We start from the raw sequence: 15,748 nt of genomic DNA, 5'->3' as shown, positions 1-15,748 counted from the left end.
TTCTCTGTCAAATTTTCTTTCCGACCACCACGTCATCGCCGAAATGATCTGTTGACGATACCGGTTCAAGGGGGGTAATCCCCAATTCAAGGGAATTGCCCCGTTCGAATACGAATTCATTTGCAATCGGGGGACAAAAGCGTGACCAGAGTATTTGAGCCAGGACCTGCTGATGAAGAATACCGATGCGGGTTTATTGGGACAAAGGATTTCCAAACTGCCTGGGACCACGGTCCTGGAATCGTTCAGCCGGAAGTGGTGGTGGCCGGCGGTGCAGAAATTATGGAATTATGATGGTGAAGCGGGGTACAGTAGGGTGGACTGAGAAGAGGGGCTTGCGACAAATACGGTCAGAGCCTGAACCGGGGAAACAAAGGACGAGGCTCGATCTGTTCACTGGGCCGGGTGCTTTCAGTTTGGATGCTGTTAAAGTGGGAATATTTTGGGGGAGGCAACCTATTCGATGAATTCTGAATCTGATAATTCCAATCCACTCGTGGCGATTATCATGGGGAGCAGCAGTGATTGGGAGACCATGCGGCACGCAAGTCTGATCCTCACGGAATTGGCCGTTCCCCATGAATGCCGGATTGTGTCAGCCCACCGCACACCGGATTTTCTCTTTGAGTATGTCGGCTCGGCCCAAAGCCGTGGCATCCATGTGCTCATTGCCGGGGCAGGAGGAGCCGCACACTTGCCGGGAATGGCCGCAGCAAAAACGATTCTTCCGGTTCTCGGAGTGCCGGTTCGGTCTCGAGCCCTGCAAGGCTTTGATTCGCTCTTATCAATTGTCCAAATGCCAAAGGGCATTCCGGTTGCGACCCATGCGATCGGAGAAGATGGAGCGGTCAATGCCGCCTTGCAGGCAGCAGCCATTCTTGCCGTATCTGATCACGGCATCGGCCAGCGACTCAAGGCCTATTATGACCAACGACACACCCCAGCACTGGAGAAACTCATATGAATATCATCCTTCCTGGTGGAACGATCGGGATATTGGGCGGAGGCCAACTTGGGCGCATGCTGGCCATGGAAGGCCGGCGGATGGGGTATCGGATTGGCGTGTTAGATCCCGTTGAGAATTGTCCGGCCGCCCAGGTTGCGGATTTTTGTGTGCAATCAGAGCTGACGAACACGGAACGCGTGATGGACTTTGTCTCTCAGGTTGATGTGGTGACCATCGAGACCGAACTGGTGCCTTGGATGCTTCTTGCCGACATTGAAACCGGCCAAGCGACCCGTCCATCCTCTTCCGTGCTCGCTCTCATCCAGGATCGACTGGTGCAAAGAGAATTTCTTCAAGATCACCGCTTTCCACAAACTCCCTTCGCCTCGGTCAAAGATCACACCACCTTGACCGCTGCGGCTCAACACGTGACATTCCCGGCTATTTTAAAGAAGCGCCGTTCAGGATATGACGGTAAAGGCCAAATCCGGGCTACCGGCGTGGACCATCTGAATGAGGTCTGGCGAGAATTAAAGGAAGTCCCGTGTGTTTTGGAAGCCGTCGCGCCCTTCAAAATGGAACTATCGGTCGTGCTCGCCCGCAGTCTTCAGGGAGATATTCAACTCTATCCCCTGGCTGAGAATGCACATAGGCAGAACATCCTCCATACCACACGCGTTCCGGCCCGGGTGGCGGACACGATCCGTTTACGGGCGGAGGAGCTTGCCGTTTCCCTTTCAGAAGCGCTTGACTACTGCGGAGTCATGGCGGTGGAGCTGTTTCTTCTCGAGGACGACACCTTGTTGATCAATGAGATCGCTCCCCGGCCTCATAACAGTGGACATTTCACCTTTGGGGCCTGCGTGACGTCCCAATTCGAACAACATCTCCGCGCCATTTGCGGATTACCATTGGGGGATACCTCCCTCATGCATCCCGTCGTGATGGTGAATCTCCTCGGAGATCTATGGCGAAATGGTCCGCCCAGATGGGATCGACTTCTGGCTCATCCGCAGGTCCGGCTTCACCTTTATGGAAAAACACACGCCGCGCCGGGACGCAAAATGGGGCATTTCCTTCTGATGGCGGACAATCCAGATCAATCATACCAACAAGCCGAAGATCTCCTTCAGAGCATGACGGATGCAGATTCTCAAGAGAAAGACTTCCTGGTCAAGAATCCAGCCAAAGAGCCTTTCCAAAAGCTATCCAGACCCTTGGAGACTCCGGCATGACTGCCGCCGTTTTTCACACAGGGTTCCTAATGCGGGCTTCGCCTGACAACCATTCATAAGGCAGGAAAACCATAGGGCTGAGTTTTTCCGTAACTGGGATTGTGGGCCTGTCGACACCATCACCTCGACGGGAGGTGATGGCGACACCTCAAGGCATGACGCGGCATTCAAACAGCTAAGACTTTACAATGACTTTCGTGAACCTCTCGTTGGTTTCCACCGCCAATCTCTTCATACCCTTTGTGGTTTGACAATGATGAAGGTGGATGCGGTATCTGTTGCGCGCCTACAACTTTGGTCATCCGCTTGCCATCCGCACGCCCGATTCGCCTTTACAACGCTGATCGTGCATCGTGTGGAGGATGTGGTATTTGGGAGCGGTATTCTTCCGAGCTATGATTATTGGCGAAAATCTGGCATTTTCCCATAGAAGGAGCACCACAACCCGCACGGTTGACTTGCCTCAGGAGGAAACCCGCTTGACGATCGGTCGGGTGACCATGGGAGTCGTTGGTGAAAGTCGAATCTCTTCCTCTTCGTGGCGGATCACCAGGCCATCGCCCTCCCGTAATGAATACGTGGCTAAATCCGGGCCGAGTTCCACATCCAGGATTTGGCCGCGATAGGTCAGAGGAAACCGTAACTTTGCCGGTTGGCCCTTGGCGCGTCTGGGTCTAAACGTAAGAATTCCATCGTCATCCCGCAACCCGCCAAACCCGTATGTCAGAGCCATCCACGTCCCTCCCATCGAAGCGATGTGGCAACCATCCTTAACGTTTCCACCGATATCAGCCAGATCCATCAGCAGGGCGGCCAGGCCTAATTCAAAGGCCTTTTGCGTATAGCCAATCTCCGTCGCGACAATACTCTGAATGCATGATGACAGAGAAGAATCTCCTGTAGTTAAACGGTCATAATAGTCAAAATTGCGTTTCTTCTGTTCCGGAGAAAAATCCTGCCCAAGCAGAAACATGGCTAAGACAATATCCGCCTGCTTAATCACCTGATATCGATAGATGACCAATGGATGGTAAAAGAGGAGCAATGGGAACTTCTCTGATGGTGTATTTTTCAAATCCCACACCTCTTTGTCTAAAAAGACATCATCCTGTGGATGAATTCCTCTTTTCTCTTCATAAGGGATGTACATGTTCTCCGCCGCACTCCGCCACTCCTTGACCTCATCCATTTTCAAATCCGTCTTGCTGACCAAGGCAGCGAACACGTCGGGCTTCTTTTCGCACAGCACCTCGATGGTCGCCGCGGCATACCGCAAATTCTCACGAGCCATGAGATTGGTATAGGTGTTATTGTTAACAACGGTATTGTATTCATCGGGTCCGGTCACGCCATGGATGCAAAACTTTCCGTCCTTTTGCTCCGAAAAGAATCCGAGGTCACTCCATAATCGTGCCGTTTCAACCAGCATTTCTGCTCCATAGTCATACAGAAACTCCTCATCGCCGGTGGCATTCACATACTTTCTCAGCGCATACATAATATCGGCATTGATGTGGTACTGGGCTGTTCCCGCCGCATAATAAGCCGAGGCTTCTTCACCGTTAATGGTTCTCCAAGGGAACATAGCCCCTCTCTGATTCAACGCTCGTGCTCGTTCTCTGGCATGATCCAACATGCGATACCGAAACATGAGGAGGTTCTTGGCAAGGCGCGGGGAGGTATAAATCAAGAAGGGAAGGAGATAGATTTCAGTGTCCCAAAAATACTGGCCTTCGTAGGCCTGGCCGGTGAGACCCTTGGCCGGAACACCGAGGGTATCAGCCCGCCCTGCTGCCTGCAGGATATGAAACAGGTTGAAGCGAATGGCCTGTTGAATTTCAATGGTGGAACGTTTGGCCCACTCTGGGTCGATATCGCAAATTTGGACATCGCTCCTTTTCCAGAAATCATCCATGTATTGCTCTTGGTCGGCCAGAATGCCATCGAATCCATGGCCCATGGCCCGATCCAGGGTCCGTTCGGCCCTGTCGCACAACCCTTCAGGAGAGGCAGTGTCCGTTGTGTGATAGGTGATGTATTTCAACAGGTGGACCTTCATGCCCGGCTGGGCCTCGACCGAAAACACGACCGCTCCGAAATCTTCAGAACTCTTGCATTTGTAGGAATGAGGACATTCGGTTTTGAGTTCATGGTCGATGGCACAGGCGAGTGTCAGCTTGCTGTTTTTGGTTCCGTGGCACAGGATCACCCGACGATCTTTGACGTTATGCTTCCGTGGGTGAAGGACTCGCTCCATGAACCCTTTCCCTTGACGGGGGTCACCGTCCCGCTTGCTTTGATCGTGAAGGTACAGCATCTCTGAAGAAATGACGATCGGTGCCTCGGCATTCAGCATGGTAACTTCGTAGGAAATGGCCGCAAGGTGTCGATGGGGAAATGACACGAGACGTCGCGATGTAATTAACACCTGCTTTCCTGATGGCGTCTCCCACACAACCTGCCGGTCCAGCGTGGCGGATTTCATATTGAGACGACGGTCGAAACTCAGCAGGGTGGCGTTGGAAAGGTGGAACGGTTCATCATCGACATAGAGTTTGATTTTTTTGGCATCCGTCACATTCACAATGGTCTGGCCGGTTTTGGCAAAGCCATACGCCTCCTCGCCATACAGAATCGGCCATGATTCATAAAAGCCGTTCACAAACGTACCATTCTGGGCGGCAGGCACTCCCTCTTCCGGACATCCACGCATGCCAAGGTAGCCATTGCCAATTGAATATATGGTTTCGGTATGAGACAAAAAATCCGGATTGAACTGCTTTTCCACCAGGTTCCATTCATCCGGCGGATAAATGTGGGGGGGCGGAATCAGGCGTTCATGGTGAATCATGCGTCACGACCTCACAAATGTTTGGTGAAAAAGTCCATTCAGACCCTGTCTGATACACTTGACTCTGAAATACAGAATTCCTTCTTTTCATGGGAACCCAGCGCATTCACCGAACGAACTCGCCCAGGTCGGCGACAACGAGATGGGCCCCATGTTGTTTCAGTTCTTCCGCATTGCCTTTCCGGGCCACGCCGATCACAAGTCCGAAGCCCCCTTTGGCCCCGGCTTGCACACCGGAGATGGCATCTTCGACCACCACCGCACGCGCGGGCTGGACGTCAAGCATTTCGGCCGCTTTCAAGAAGGAATCCGGAGCGGGTTTCCCCGCCAAATGTTGATGAACAATGGTATTCCCATCGACTTCCACATCAAAGAGATCTTCGATGCCCGCAGCGTTGATGACGGCTTTGCCGTTCTGGCTCGAGGTCACCACAGCTGTTTTGATTCCCTCATCACGAACAAGCCTGAGGAACGCGACGGTCCCTTCGTAGGCCTCGACCCCATCTGTTTCTAAAAATGCCTCTATCAGTTGGTTTTTATGATTCCCCAGCCCGCACACGGTTTCCGTCAGGGGAGGATCATCGGGGGTTCCTTCGGCCATCCGGATGCCGCGAGATAACAGAAAATCTCGTACCCCATCAAACCGGGGCTTCCCATCAACGTACACAGTATAATCTGTGACAAGATCAAAAGGACGAAACGATTCACCCGTTTTGGCAGAGCGCTTCTTCAGATACGCATCAAACATCTTCTTCCAGCATGTCGCATGCATCTTGGCTGTGTTCGTAATAACGCCATCCAAGTCAAAAAGCACCGCGTCATACTTCTCCCGGGTTACGGGATTATCGGCATGCCCTTCGTTCATCGTTTATTCCTGTCACATGTCCCTGGCCTTCACTTGAGATAAAACAAGGAACATGCTCGTCTCCATCCCTTAATGCCCATGAGAGCGACCCTTGGGAACGGTTGTGGCAATCAAGTTTTCCTCTGTTCTGCACACGGGTTCATGATCGACCATTCCGGTCATGCCGAATTAACAAAAGTGTTGGTGATATCTGCGAATTCCAATCTCTCAATATCGCATCAACACACAACCTTACTCCATCATCCCTGCTATGCGCGCCGCGGCCTGGCGCAAATCAAGATTCCCCGCGACGGTTCAATCAGCGTATTCAGTTCCGGATCGTTCAGGGTCGTCCACCATTGACTCAGAGTGGCTTTATCGTTTGGAGTTGCGCGAAGCCCACCTGTCAGCTCACTGCTAAACGTCTTGGGCGTCTGTCGTTCCGGCGGGGCATAGTCCGGACCCACGGTCGTACAGCCTATGACCTGTAGGCTGAGCAGGAACGTGATCAGTGCACGGATTGACCTCATGATGGATGATCCCAAACCAATAGGGTTGATCGAATGCCGGCAGGTCATGCGATTGAACTGTTCTTTGTACCATAACGAACCTGTATTCTTGTCATGGCCAAGCTGCCGGTAAGTTTATTGAGCGGGTTCTGCTCCCAACCAAGCCCATGCCTCGCTTTCCTGATCTTCCGGAAATGTCCGCATATCCATATCCGCAAACGCGGGATTGACGGTCTCAATGACCTTGCACATCCAGCTTGGCGCAGCAACGATGGCGTAGCGCTCGACCTTCTGAATGGCCGCCAGCTTTATCGAAAGAAGGCCGCTTTGCATAAATATTGCCGGATCGATCCCCCCGAAGTGTTTGATCCGGTTCAGTAACCGCACCTTCTGGTGCCGCTCCAGAAATTTTTCGAATTTTTTGATGACCTCGGGCATTTCCTTCCCCGAAATCACTCCATTAATCTCAAAGGCCAGGACCTCGTCTTTTGATGTGGGGAGGAAGCGGAAAGCCGGAGCTTGGAATTTTGGTGTCTTCAGCAGCTCCGATGCCCATTGGATGGCCTCATCGCCCTCGTCGGGCGGGAAGACCTTCATCTCCACGGTCGGAAATAAATCGCTCATGAACCCGATGAGGGCTTGGGGCCATTCTTTATCCGAAACAAAGCCAAAGCGGGTGAATTGATTGATATGCCTGAGAAGCTCGAGATCAGCCTTCGTCCCCTCGACAAATGCATCGGCGTTCATGTCCGACAAGCCTGTGAAGTCCACCACCATGCTAAGCTGATCATGGCTGAGCAGTTTTTCATCAAGAATACCCTTATACGTTTTGATGTCGTCGCCCGTAAGTTTTCCCCTGAGATGCATGGCAATCACGTGATCCGGCGCGGTGACGTGTTGATACATAATGATTGTCTCCAAATGTTTGGGAATAGGTGGGAATCGTTCACTTCGGCTTTCATAGGATGAAAGTTATCCTTGGAGCAGGTACCTTGCCACCAACCTCTCTCCTTTATTCAGAGGGCCTTCCGGAGGTGAGACTCAGCGTAATCTCAATCGCATCTCCCTCTGCTGTAAGTTTTTTGGTAAATCCGGTTCGCCGCGCCAACTCCAGCATCCCGGTATTGTCCGTTAAGACCTGGCCGATGATCTGTGCCATGCCCCGCTTCCGGCAATACCGGATCATTTTCTCCAACAACAATCGTCCCAAACCCTGTCCCTTCATATCCGACCGGACGATAATGGCAAACTCTGCCGTGTGATTGTTGGCATCATTGGCCGTGCGCACCACACCAAGGGTCTCAGACCGGTTCCCCTCATCCTTGCCTACCGCAATGAACGCCATTTCCCGGTCGTAATCAATCTGCGTAAAGCGAGCCATTTGTGAATGGGGTAATTCCCGAATGAGTCCGAAAAACCGGAAGCGAATATCCTCCTGGGACAACCGCGAAAAAAATTCGTTATGAGCCGGTTCATCTTCCGGACGAATGGGCCGACACAGAATCCGTTTCCCCGATCCCAGCGTCATCCATTCCTCAAGTTCTTCCGGATAGGGACGAATGGCCAAATGGTGCGGACCGGAAATGCGAGAAGGGGCAATTTTCATTCTGGCGTCCAACGCCAATATCCCATTCTGGTCTGCGAGAAGGGGATTAATATCCAGCTCAACAATTTCAGGAAAATCCTGCACGAGATGAGAAATTTGCATCAAGGTCAGGCAGAGCGCTTCAAGATCGACGGCAGGATGAGTCCGGAAGCCTTGCAATAAGGAAGCAATTCTCGTCGCCTTAATCAGATCTTTGGCTAATTTCATGTTCAAAGGAGGGAGAGCCATGGCATGGTCCCCCAACAACTCAACGGCAATGCCCCCTTGACCGAACACAATGACCGGGCCAAACGCGGCATCGACGGTCACCCCCACCAGTAATTCGTATGCACCAGGCCGTCTGGCCATCGGTTGGACGGTCACACCACGCATCTCCGCTCCCGGATGAAGGTGCTCCAACCGTTCTCTCATTCCCTGAAACGCTGTGGCAACGGCCTTGGCGTTTTCCACATCAAGCACGACTCCCCCGACATCGGTTTTATGAGTAATGTCGGGAGAAAGAATTTTCAATGCCACGGGAAATCCCACCTGCTCCGCGAAGCGAATGGCCTGGTCGGGGGTCGACGCGATATGGGTCTCCACCGTGGGAATGCCATAGGCAGCCAGAATGGCCTTTGCCTCCGGCTCATTCAACTGAGAACGCCCCTGCGCTAACTCCTGTTCAATCACGTATCGTGCGGAAGACGTGGCCGGTTGAAACTCACGTGGAATGGATGGGGGAATTTCCATCAGCATGCGCTGTCGCTGGGAGTATCGAATCAGGTGCAGGAATGCGCGCACCGCCTTTTCAGGTGTGCCATAGGTGGGGATATTGGCCTCGGCGAACATGCGCCGGGCCTGAAGGGTTGTTTGGCCACCGAGCCAACTGGTCAACACATTTTTCTTGGAGGACGAGGCGCGAACCGCATTCACCACGGCCAGCGCAGCCTCCTCGCTGGTGACGACTGCTGTGGGAGCATGGGTCACGATGACCGCATCCACATCCGGCGCGTTCAGGATACTGGTCAATGCCTGCGCATAGCGGTCTCCTCTCGCATCCCCGACGATATCAACAGGATTTCCGTGCGACCAGCTTGCCGGCAACAGGGCGGTCAATTCTTGGATGGTGGCCTCTGACAAGCCGGCGAGGGCACCACCGCCTTCGGCAAAGGCATCGGCGGCCAGAACACCCGGCCCTCCCCCGTTCGTCACAATCGCTAATCGTTCTCCCTGTAATGGGCGGGATCGCTCCAGAGTTTCGACGGCATCGAACAATTCATCAATTTCAAACACCCGCAGGATTCCAGCCCGGCAGAATGCGGCATCGTACACCTCATCACGACCGATGAGTGCCCCGGTATGGGAACTGGCGGCGGTGGCCCCTTCCGGATGTCGTCCTGCTTTAATCGCTAAAACCGGTTTATTGCGAGCGGCGGCTCTGGCCGCCGACATAAACTTTCTGGCATGCGTGATGGATTCAATGTATAAAAGAATGGCCCGGGTATCGGGATCGCTGCCCAGATAATCCAGAACATCACCCACATCGATATCCAGGCTATCTCCCAGGGAGAGAAAATGCGAAAAACCGATTCCTTTGGACCGGGCCCAATCCAATACAGCCGTGCAAAGAGCGCCTGACTGAGAAAGAAACGCCAGCGATCCCGGGAGCGCTTCTACATGGGCAAAACTGGCATTGAGTCCCAGCCGGGGGATGAGCATTCCAACGGTATTCGGACCCAGAAGGCGTATACCGAATTTGCTTGCGGTTTCCAGCATGTCCGTCCAATCGGTCGCGCCCTCCTTCCCTGATGATTCTCGCCTGATGCCGGCTGTCAGAATAACCGCGGCCCGGACTCCGCGTTCGCCTAATTCTTGAAGCAACCGGGGAATAGTGTTGGGAGGGGTGCAAAGAATGGCGAGATCGGGATTGGCCGGCAGGGCCTTCACATCGGGGTAGGCCAGCACTCCGCACACCGCCTGATACTTTGGATTCACGGGGAGAATAGGCCCTTCGAATCCCCCTTTCAGAAGATTCTGCATCACCACACTTCCCACTCGATGAGGTCGATTTGACGCGCCAATCACGGTAATGGACCGGGGCTTAAACAGGTAGTTGAAATTTCGAATGCTCATGACACGTCCCGTTATTCGTAGATGTAAATTGTCCAATACATCTGTAATGCCCGATGACTCAAGAGATATGTTCCCCGGCGTGGAAGTGAGAGATCGGCAGATCCTGCGGCCCCCTTCCTTCTGTCACAAGAGAAGCGGCACCAGGACAATTTTTTTCCATAGCAAACAGGGTTTTCTGCCCCGCGTTTGGAGGATCATTTCTTCGTTGTATTTCGAATGACCGCCACAGAAGAACCGGCTCTGTGGACCACTTTATTCGATATACTCCCCAGGAAGACCCGCTTGACCCCAGTCGATCCACGAGATCCCATCACGATGAGATCCGCTCGCACATAGCGAGCGGCTTTAAGAATTTCGTCGGCCGGATTGCCAAACACCAACCGCTCCTGAATCTGAAGGTTAGGAGAAGACAATGCCTTTCGAGTCTGTTCAAGAAGTTTCGCCCCTTCCCGGCCCCGAATCGCCAGAATTTCTTCGGCCAATTTGGCAAATTCGCTCTCATCTTGACTATCAGCCGTCAAAGCCCGTTCGGTTTCGTATACATGTTTTTTGACGACATGAAGGATGGTGATGTGGGAGGAAGGCGGTAGCTCCACGGTTTTGACGAAGGCGACCGCCGCCCGTGAATCGGGAGATCCATCAGTGGCCAGCAGAAGGTTCATGCCTCGACCCTCCTTTTTCTCGCGAGCCATGGGTCGGGCGATCAAGACCGAGCATGGCGCTTCCTGTAACACCCATTGACTCACACTGCCAAGCAAAAAACCCGTCGCTTTGGAATAGCCCCGGGTTCCGAGAACCACCAGATCCACTTCCTTCTTTGAAATGGTTTTCAAAATTTCCTCTCCAGGAAATCCCCTTTTCACCATCGGGAAAAAATGCACATCCTGCGGACGTAACGTTCGCTCAACCTTTCCCAGAAACAGACGCGCCTGTTCAAGTGCGTCCTTTTGGACCTCCTGAACCTGCTGAGAGATTTTTAGAATCCGTTCCTTCGCAAGACCCGTAATCTTTTGAGGGACGGGATTCACGTGGAGAAGAATCAGATCTGAACCGCTGGGAAGGATTAACTTGGTGAGTATCCGAATGGCTCCTACAGAAATGCGGGTTTGCTCTACCGCCAGCAATACCTTCATTATCGGGCTCCTTTCAACACATTGGAATGGAAGTGGACTTCAACTGCCTAGTCTATCGTATGACACCCTTGTTCTCTACTCAGTCTCAAAGGCCTGACTCATTATTCTTCCATGCTCTGCTTGAGAGCATTCTTTGTCATTCCAATTCACGGAAATTGAGCGAAGACGAATTCTTGTTAATCTGGAATTCGAACAGCCCTCCCCGATGACAAACCTGGGAATTCACTCAATGTCGCCTCAAAGGGTTTTTCTGAATCTTCCAACCTTTCCCAAACAGTAGGACATGTGCAGAGTCACTCCTCAAAAGGTACAATGCGTTGGTGTGAGATTGGGTACCATCCTTCTTAAGAAATGACCCGACAAAATCTCATCATATCTGTTGTAGCAGCAAGACCTATGCCTTTTGGAATTCCATAATTTTTTGAGCTCCTACCCGGTTCCCTACCCAGGATGCTTAAAGGTTGCCAATGACTGGATACAGATAACGGATGCTTGACTACACCGAATACGTAAAAATCTTCGTAGCGCTATTAGCCGTCATTAATCCCCTGGGGGCTATCTCCATCTTCATCGCGCTCACTCCAGGAAAAGAAATGAAAGACCGGCAACACATTGCCAGGATCGCTTCCTTCTCCGCGACTCTGATCCTCTTGGTGGCCTTGGTCGCAGGTGAAGGGGTCCTCGCAATATTCGGAATCAGTGTGAGTTCTTTCAGAGTGGGTGGCGGGATCCTCATTTTACTCCTGGCGATTTCCATGCTGCAGGCACAACGGAGCCTCACGGTGCAGACCAAAGAAGAAGCTGAAGAGTCCGACAGGAAACAGGACATTGCCATCGTCCCGCTCTCAACTCCGTTACTGGCGGGACCCGGTTCGTTGAGCACCGTCGTACTTCAGGCCCATAAAGGAATCGGCTGGGCTCATGAAGCCTTTATTGCCCTTGCGATTGTTGCGGTCGGCATATGCATTTGGACGTCTTTACATTTGGCACCGTGGATCTCCCAGCGTTTAGGCCAGACCGGCATTAATATCTTTACACGTATCATGGGACTCATCCTGGCCGCCATCGCCGTAGAATTTATTGCTAACGGATTGAAGGGGTTGTTTCCGGCTTTGGCGGGATGAGACAAAAAGAGGTTGGTGCGTCGGCATGCATTCGCATTGGGTCAAGGCCGACTCGTATTTCCGCAGCTCTATCCCACTCCACGCAACAAAAAATTGCGTGTGGATCGCTTTCAATCCACCGCCTCCTGTAACGGCCTTTTGCCTTAACGGACCCTTTTGTGAATTACCGGAAACTACCCAGGATTCGGTAGGTGTTGTCCCATTTGTTTTTAAGTGGGGTTAGAACGCTTTTCCGGGAAAGGAGGAAAAAACAAGCGAATGAGAGGTCGAATCTGAAACCATTTTGACTGGAGAAAGGAGCGAAGTCAGAGCGGTACATTGACCAGTCGCGCCCTACCATACCACTCCTCTAAAGAACTGATGTCTCCACTCACTAATGGTGTGGGCAAACACCCTAACGTGGATACCACAAAAATCCCCAATATGATCAAGGCCCATCTTGAACTACGCATCATTTCTTCCATGAGAAGAAAACATTATAATTCAGTTGCACGAGGTAGACTCTCAATCAGGCCCATAAAATCCTAAACGGGGTAACCCATGGAAAAGGAAACTGGTGAACAGGACTGGATCTATGTCTACGCGCTGAACGCTAGACTCTGGTTGTTCTGCACATAGATTCTCATCCATGGCAGCCCGAGAGAGGAAGAAACAAGCGGAGTCTTGCTACCTACCGTCCTTTCCGACCCATACCGCCACCTTTTCCCATTGAGGGAGATCGACTTTCTCCGATTGGACTTTAGGATTGAATCCTTTTGGCCTTTCAGGCCAGGTGACATTCGTGTTTGTAAAGCTGCTCGTTTTCTCGATCCCGTTTTTGCCGTCCAGTGTTGTTTTTTTCCGGTTGTTGAAAGTCACCCGGAGTCTGGAGTTGGTCACATCGTTGATTTTGAGACCAACTAAAACCTGCAAAGCCCATCGATTGGGACGACTACCGAGATGAAGATGAAACCACAGAACCTCTTCCTGCATATCATATAAACATCTTCTCTTCAGCGATAGTAAAGGCAACATGGCTTTGTGCAGGCGGCAATCCATCGACACAAACAGCGAAAAGTATTCCAGGAAACCGGGCCGTCAAACCGGACAAAAAGGGAAGATGTGCGAACGGGGATTCCTGCCATTTAGCTGATGAACAGATTTCCTGGGCGATAATGAATTATCTTTGCCCAATATCTCTTGCTTAACAACGACCCAATCATCGGGGTCCTGCCCAGGGTGCACCTCTCGACAATAAATTAATTCATACGCCCGCCGGGTGATACCTCCTTGCATTTTCCCAACGATCGATTGAGAGTTCATGGAATCGGTGCCACCAGGGGTCATGCTCTCCTGATTTCTCAAGGGACCTCTCTTATCTGTCGTCTTTGTTCTGACTACGCCCCTGAACCTACCGGCTGAGGAGGACTTTTGAGATGTTTCGGATGGTTAAATTAATAGCTTATTGGCCCATCATGTCACCTCTATGTGAGGAATGGCATCGGCGGGAGCCAAGGACCTTTGTAAAATTTCGGAAGGAAATGCAGGTTTTTTCCCAAGAGTTTTGAGTGTATGGGCAATGCGTTCGGGTTGTCCCCAATCACTCCACAGCACTTCCTCGAATTCCATCACTCCCAGATGCTCAGGAATCCTTTGAAGCAATCCACGAGAAAAGTCTAGGTTAGGCATCTCTCGATAGATCTCGTGCAGCGTCTCATTTTCGTGCACAGTTCCAATCGACGCTCCTAACTGTTCAAACCGCTCCATTAAAACCGGTAGGTTTTGCCAACCAAGTTTCCAGAGCGTGGTCACTTTGGCCACAATCACCAAGGTATTCCAAAGCGCGCCGCTTGCCATGACCTGTTGCCCTTCAAGGAGGTCTGGTTTTTCTAGAAAGGAACCAACGAGGCGAATACATGACCCACTGCTCCAACCCAGGACTTCGCCCAGGTTAATCCACCCATAGTCCAATTCAGGATGTGAAGGAGACACGCCAAACAGGATCAAACGATCCTGGAGAAAGTGACTGGCGCGAATCCCTCGCCTGATCGTTTCGAGAAAACGGGCTTCCGGAAAGACAAAATGATCGGATGGGAAAATGACGACTGTGGCATCAGCATCCCAGGCTCGAACAAAGGTCAATGGAAGGAACACTCCTGCGGCTGTTCCACAATTCTGGGGCTGAACAATAACATGTCCAGAAATATCTCCCTCCACAGCTTTATTCAAAAATTCCCGATGGTTCCGACCGATGACCGTGACCTTCTGTTCAGCTCTGACCAATCGGTCTGCCCGATCCAGCGTATGTTGAAGCATGGATCGATTTCCGGTAAAGGTACAATACTGCTTGGGTTTATGTCCGCCCAACCACTGTTCGATAAACGGGCGGGTCCTTTCCCCCTCACCACCAGCTAAAATAATCGACCACAACGGATTGGCCCCGGCTCTCAGCATGTTCTTCATCTCCCTCCCTGGGTCGTGAATGCTAAAGCACAATGAGGGCCATCCCCCCATTATAAAAAGTTCCTTATAAAACATTACCCGGAAGGAAGGAACTAGGAATTTCCCTAGTCAACCAGGAAAAAGTTCCTAGGTGACATTAAAAGTCCAAGGATACCTGCTGGAGGTTCCAACTCAAAAAAGCTGTCCAGCCACGATCGCTACAAGCCTATTCACGGCCACGTTCTCTGGGATCCGGATGAAACCCCATTGGCCATGAGCATCCTCACCCCTTTACCCAATGCCAGGCCTCGTCGGTCTGGTCTGGTGTGAAATATTTGAATTGAGCACTGGGCCAGGGAACAGCAACCCTTGGTTCGCTCTCCAACCATCGTCGGTGTCCCACCACCGCAATTCGTTGATATTCTTGAGCGTTCCGAAGGTTATCGGTCATCTCTTCCCATAAGGCTTGCCCATTTTCGCCTTCAACGGTTGCCATATCGCATAAGAAATTAATCGGGCCAACCTCCTGCATCAGATGCTCCAGGTATGCATTCAAGAGATCATACTCTTCAGCTGATAATTTACTCATAACCCGTATTCCCACACTTCCGTCTTCACTTTCATCTAAAATCCGATACATATCTTATATCTTTCACCCCCATTTCTTTCACCCCCGAGACACCAATTCGTGACCGGCCCTCACGGCGAACGTTCCACGGAGGAACCCCAGGTTAAAATTTTTCTTCCTGGCTCCACTCGCACCTCCTTTGCCCTGAAAGCATTTCACATGCCCCTAACAGTTTAGACCCGGTATTATTTTTCTAGCGAGGATTATGCCAGGAGAGGGCCTCGGACCAATTCTCTCTGTTTGCAATGGGTTCAGAGAAAACGAACCAGGCCGGAAAAGGTCTACTTGGCCAAAAAAGCTACAGGGACTAATGGGGAACTGTTGAAGATTGCAACAACA

12 protein-coding genes and 2 pseudogenes are annotated in these 15,748 nt (G+C 51.7%); 4 read left to right on the top strand and 10 right to left on the bottom strand.

Features of this window, described 5'->3' with window-relative positions; genetic code table 11:
• Nucleotides 1-141: 141 nt before the first annotated feature.
• The 3 genes from PQG83_RS00375 (at nt 142) to PQG83_RS00365 (ending at nt 2,181) form a co-directional block, all read left to right on the top strand.
• Complete coding sequence (locus tag PQG83_RS00375) at nt 142-294, top strand: hypothetical protein (RefSeq protein ID WP_312745417.1); 153 nt, start codon at nt 142-144, stop codon at nt 292-294.
• 169 nt (nt 295-463) lie between these two features.
• Nucleotides 464-964 carry a 5-(carboxyamino)imidazole ribonucleotide mutase gene (gene purE, locus PQG83_RS00370; RefSeq protein ID WP_312745416.1) on the top strand — a complete coding sequence of 167 codons (501 nt, stop codon included), beginning with the start codon at nt 464-466 and terminating at the stop codon, nt 962-964.
• Nucleotides 961-2,181 (top strand): 5-(carboxyamino)imidazole ribonucleotide synthase, encoded by a 1,221-nt coding sequence (locus PQG83_RS00365; protein ID WP_312745415.1) that lies wholly within the window; start codon nt 961-963, stop codon nt 2,179-2,181. The genes purE and PQG83_RS00365 overlap by 4 nt, the downstream gene beginning before the upstream one ends.
• Nucleotides 2,182-2,644: 463 nt before the next feature.
• Here PQG83_RS00365 and PQG83_RS00360 read toward each other — a convergent pair whose 3' ends face one another.
• The 7 genes and pseudogenes from PQG83_RS00360 to PQG83_RS00335 all read right to left on the bottom strand — a co-directional run bounded on the left by PQG83_RS00360 (nt 2,645) and on the right by PQG83_RS00335 (nt 11,236).
• On the bottom strand, nt 2,645-5,032 hold the full coding sequence (locus PQG83_RS00360; protein WP_312745414.1) for a glycoside hydrolase family 65 protein: 2,388 nt from the start codon (nt 5,030-5,032) through the stop codon (nt 2,645-2,647).
• 106 nt (nt 5,033-5,138) lie between these two features.
• Entirely contained in the window at nt 5,139-5,897 is a 759-nt protein-coding gene (locus tag PQG83_RS00355; RefSeq protein WP_312745412.1) for an HAD family hydrolase, read from the bottom strand.
• Nucleotides 5,898-6,145: 248 nt separating this feature from the next.
• On the bottom strand, nt 6,146-6,406 hold the full coding sequence (locus PQG83_RS00350; RefSeq protein ID WP_312745409.1) for a hypothetical protein: 261 nt from the start codon (nt 6,404-6,406) through the stop codon (nt 6,146-6,148).
• Between the two features lie 114 nt (nt 6,407-6,520).
• Nucleotides 6,521-7,291 (bottom strand): SpoIIAA family protein, encoded by a 771-nt coding sequence (locus tag PQG83_RS00345; protein WP_312745406.1) that lies wholly within the window; start codon nt 7,289-7,291, stop codon nt 6,521-6,523.
• Nucleotides 7,292-7,397: 106 nt separating this feature from the next.
• Nucleotides 7,398-7,880, bottom strand: a pseudogene (locus tag PQG83_RS20800) (GNAT family N-acetyltransferase); the annotation flags it as partial.
• Nucleotides 7,881-7,994: 114 nt separating this feature from the next.
• Nucleotides 7,995-10,103 (bottom strand): annotated as a pseudogene (locus PQG83_RS00340) (acetate--CoA ligase family protein); the annotation flags it as partial.
• Nucleotides 10,104-10,297: 194 nt separating this feature from the next.
• Entirely contained in the window at nt 10,298-11,236 is a 939-nt protein-coding gene (locus tag PQG83_RS00335; protein WP_312745401.1) for a universal stress protein, read from the bottom strand.
• A gap of 488 nt (nt 11,237-11,724) precedes the next feature.
• On the opposite strand from PQG83_RS00335, the gene PQG83_RS00330 reads away from it, so the two are divergent.
• Nucleotides 11,725-12,360: a YchE family NAAT transporter gene (locus tag PQG83_RS00330; protein ID WP_312745399.1), complete on the top strand. Its 636-nt coding sequence runs from the start codon at nt 11,725-11,727 to the stop codon at nt 12,358-12,360.
• A gap of 666 nt (nt 12,361-13,026) precedes the next feature.
• Here PQG83_RS00330 and PQG83_RS00325 read toward each other — a convergent pair.
• The 3 genes from PQG83_RS00325 to PQG83_RS00315 all read right to left on the bottom strand — a co-directional run bounded on the left by PQG83_RS00325 (nt 13,027) and on the right by PQG83_RS00315 (nt 15,421).
• The gene (locus PQG83_RS00325; protein WP_312745397.1) at nt 13,027-13,332 is read right to left on the bottom strand and encodes a hypothetical protein; all 306 of its coding nucleotides are present in this window, start codon (nt 13,330-13,332) and stop codon (nt 13,027-13,029) included.
• A gap of 480 nt (nt 13,333-13,812) precedes the next feature.
• A complete protein-coding gene (locus PQG83_RS00320) occupies nt 13,813-14,793 on the bottom strand; it encodes a sugar phosphate nucleotidyltransferase (RefSeq protein WP_312745395.1) in 981 nt (326 codons plus the stop codon).
• Between the two features lie 271 nt (nt 14,794-15,064).
• On the bottom strand, nt 15,065-15,421 hold the full coding sequence (locus tag PQG83_RS00315) for a SpoIIAA family protein (RefSeq protein WP_312745392.1): 357 nt from the start codon (nt 15,419-15,421) through the stop codon (nt 15,065-15,067).
• Nucleotides 15,422-15,748 lie beyond the last annotated feature (327 nt).

The organism is Candidatus Nitrospira neomarina, from assembly GCF_032051675.1.
Taxonomy (GTDB): domain Bacteria; phylum Nitrospirota; class Nitrospiria; order Nitrospirales; family UBA8639; genus Nitrospira_E; species Nitrospira_E neomarina.
The sequence above is the reverse complement of the archived record's forward strand: the minus strand, read 5'-3'. Positions and strand labels throughout refer to the sequence as shown.

What these genes read in the sequence shown, in the direction of transcription:
- purE (WP_312745416.1), top strand. Translation starts at nt 464, where the DNA reads ATGAATTCTGAATCTGATAATTCCAATCCACTCGTGGCGATTATCATG.
- PQG83_RS00365 (WP_312745415.1), top strand. Translation starts at nt 961, where the DNA reads ATGAATATCATCCTTCCTGGTGGAACGATCGGGATATTGGGCGGAGGC.
- PQG83_RS00360 (WP_312745414.1), bottom strand. Translation starts at nt 5,032, where the DNA reads ATGATTCACCATGAACGCCTGATTCCGCCCCCCCACATTTATCCGCCG.
- PQG83_RS00355 (WP_312745412.1), bottom strand. Translation starts at nt 5,897, where the DNA reads ATGAACGAAGGGCATGCCGATAATCCCGTAACCCGGGAGAAGTATGAC.
- PQG83_RS00350 (WP_312745409.1), bottom strand. Translation starts at nt 6,406, where the DNA reads ATGAGGTCAATCCGTGCACTGATCACGTTCCTGCTCAGCCTACAGGTC.
- PQG83_RS00345 (WP_312745406.1), bottom strand. Translation starts at nt 7,291, where the DNA reads ATGTATCAACACGTCACCGCGCCGGATCACGTGATTGCCATGCATCTC.
- PQG83_RS00335 (WP_312745401.1), bottom strand. Translation starts at nt 11,236, where the DNA reads ATGAAGGTATTGCTGGCGGTAGAGCAAACCCGCATTTCTGTAGGAGCC.
- PQG83_RS00330 (WP_312745399.1), top strand. Translation starts at nt 11,725, where the DNA reads ATGCTTGACTACACCGAATACGTAAAAATCTTCGTAGCGCTATTAGCC.
- PQG83_RS00325 (WP_312745397.1), bottom strand. Translation starts at nt 13,332, where the DNA reads ATGCAGGAAGAGGTTCTGTGGTTTCATCTTCATCTCGGTAGTCGTCCC.
- PQG83_RS00320 (WP_312745395.1), bottom strand. Translation starts at nt 14,793, where the DNA reads ATGCTGAGAGCCGGGGCCAATCCGTTGTGGTCGATTATTTTAGCTGGT.
- PQG83_RS00315 (WP_312745392.1), bottom strand. Translation starts at nt 15,421, where the DNA reads ATGTATCGGATTTTAGATGAAAGTGAAGACGGAAGTGTGGGAATACGG.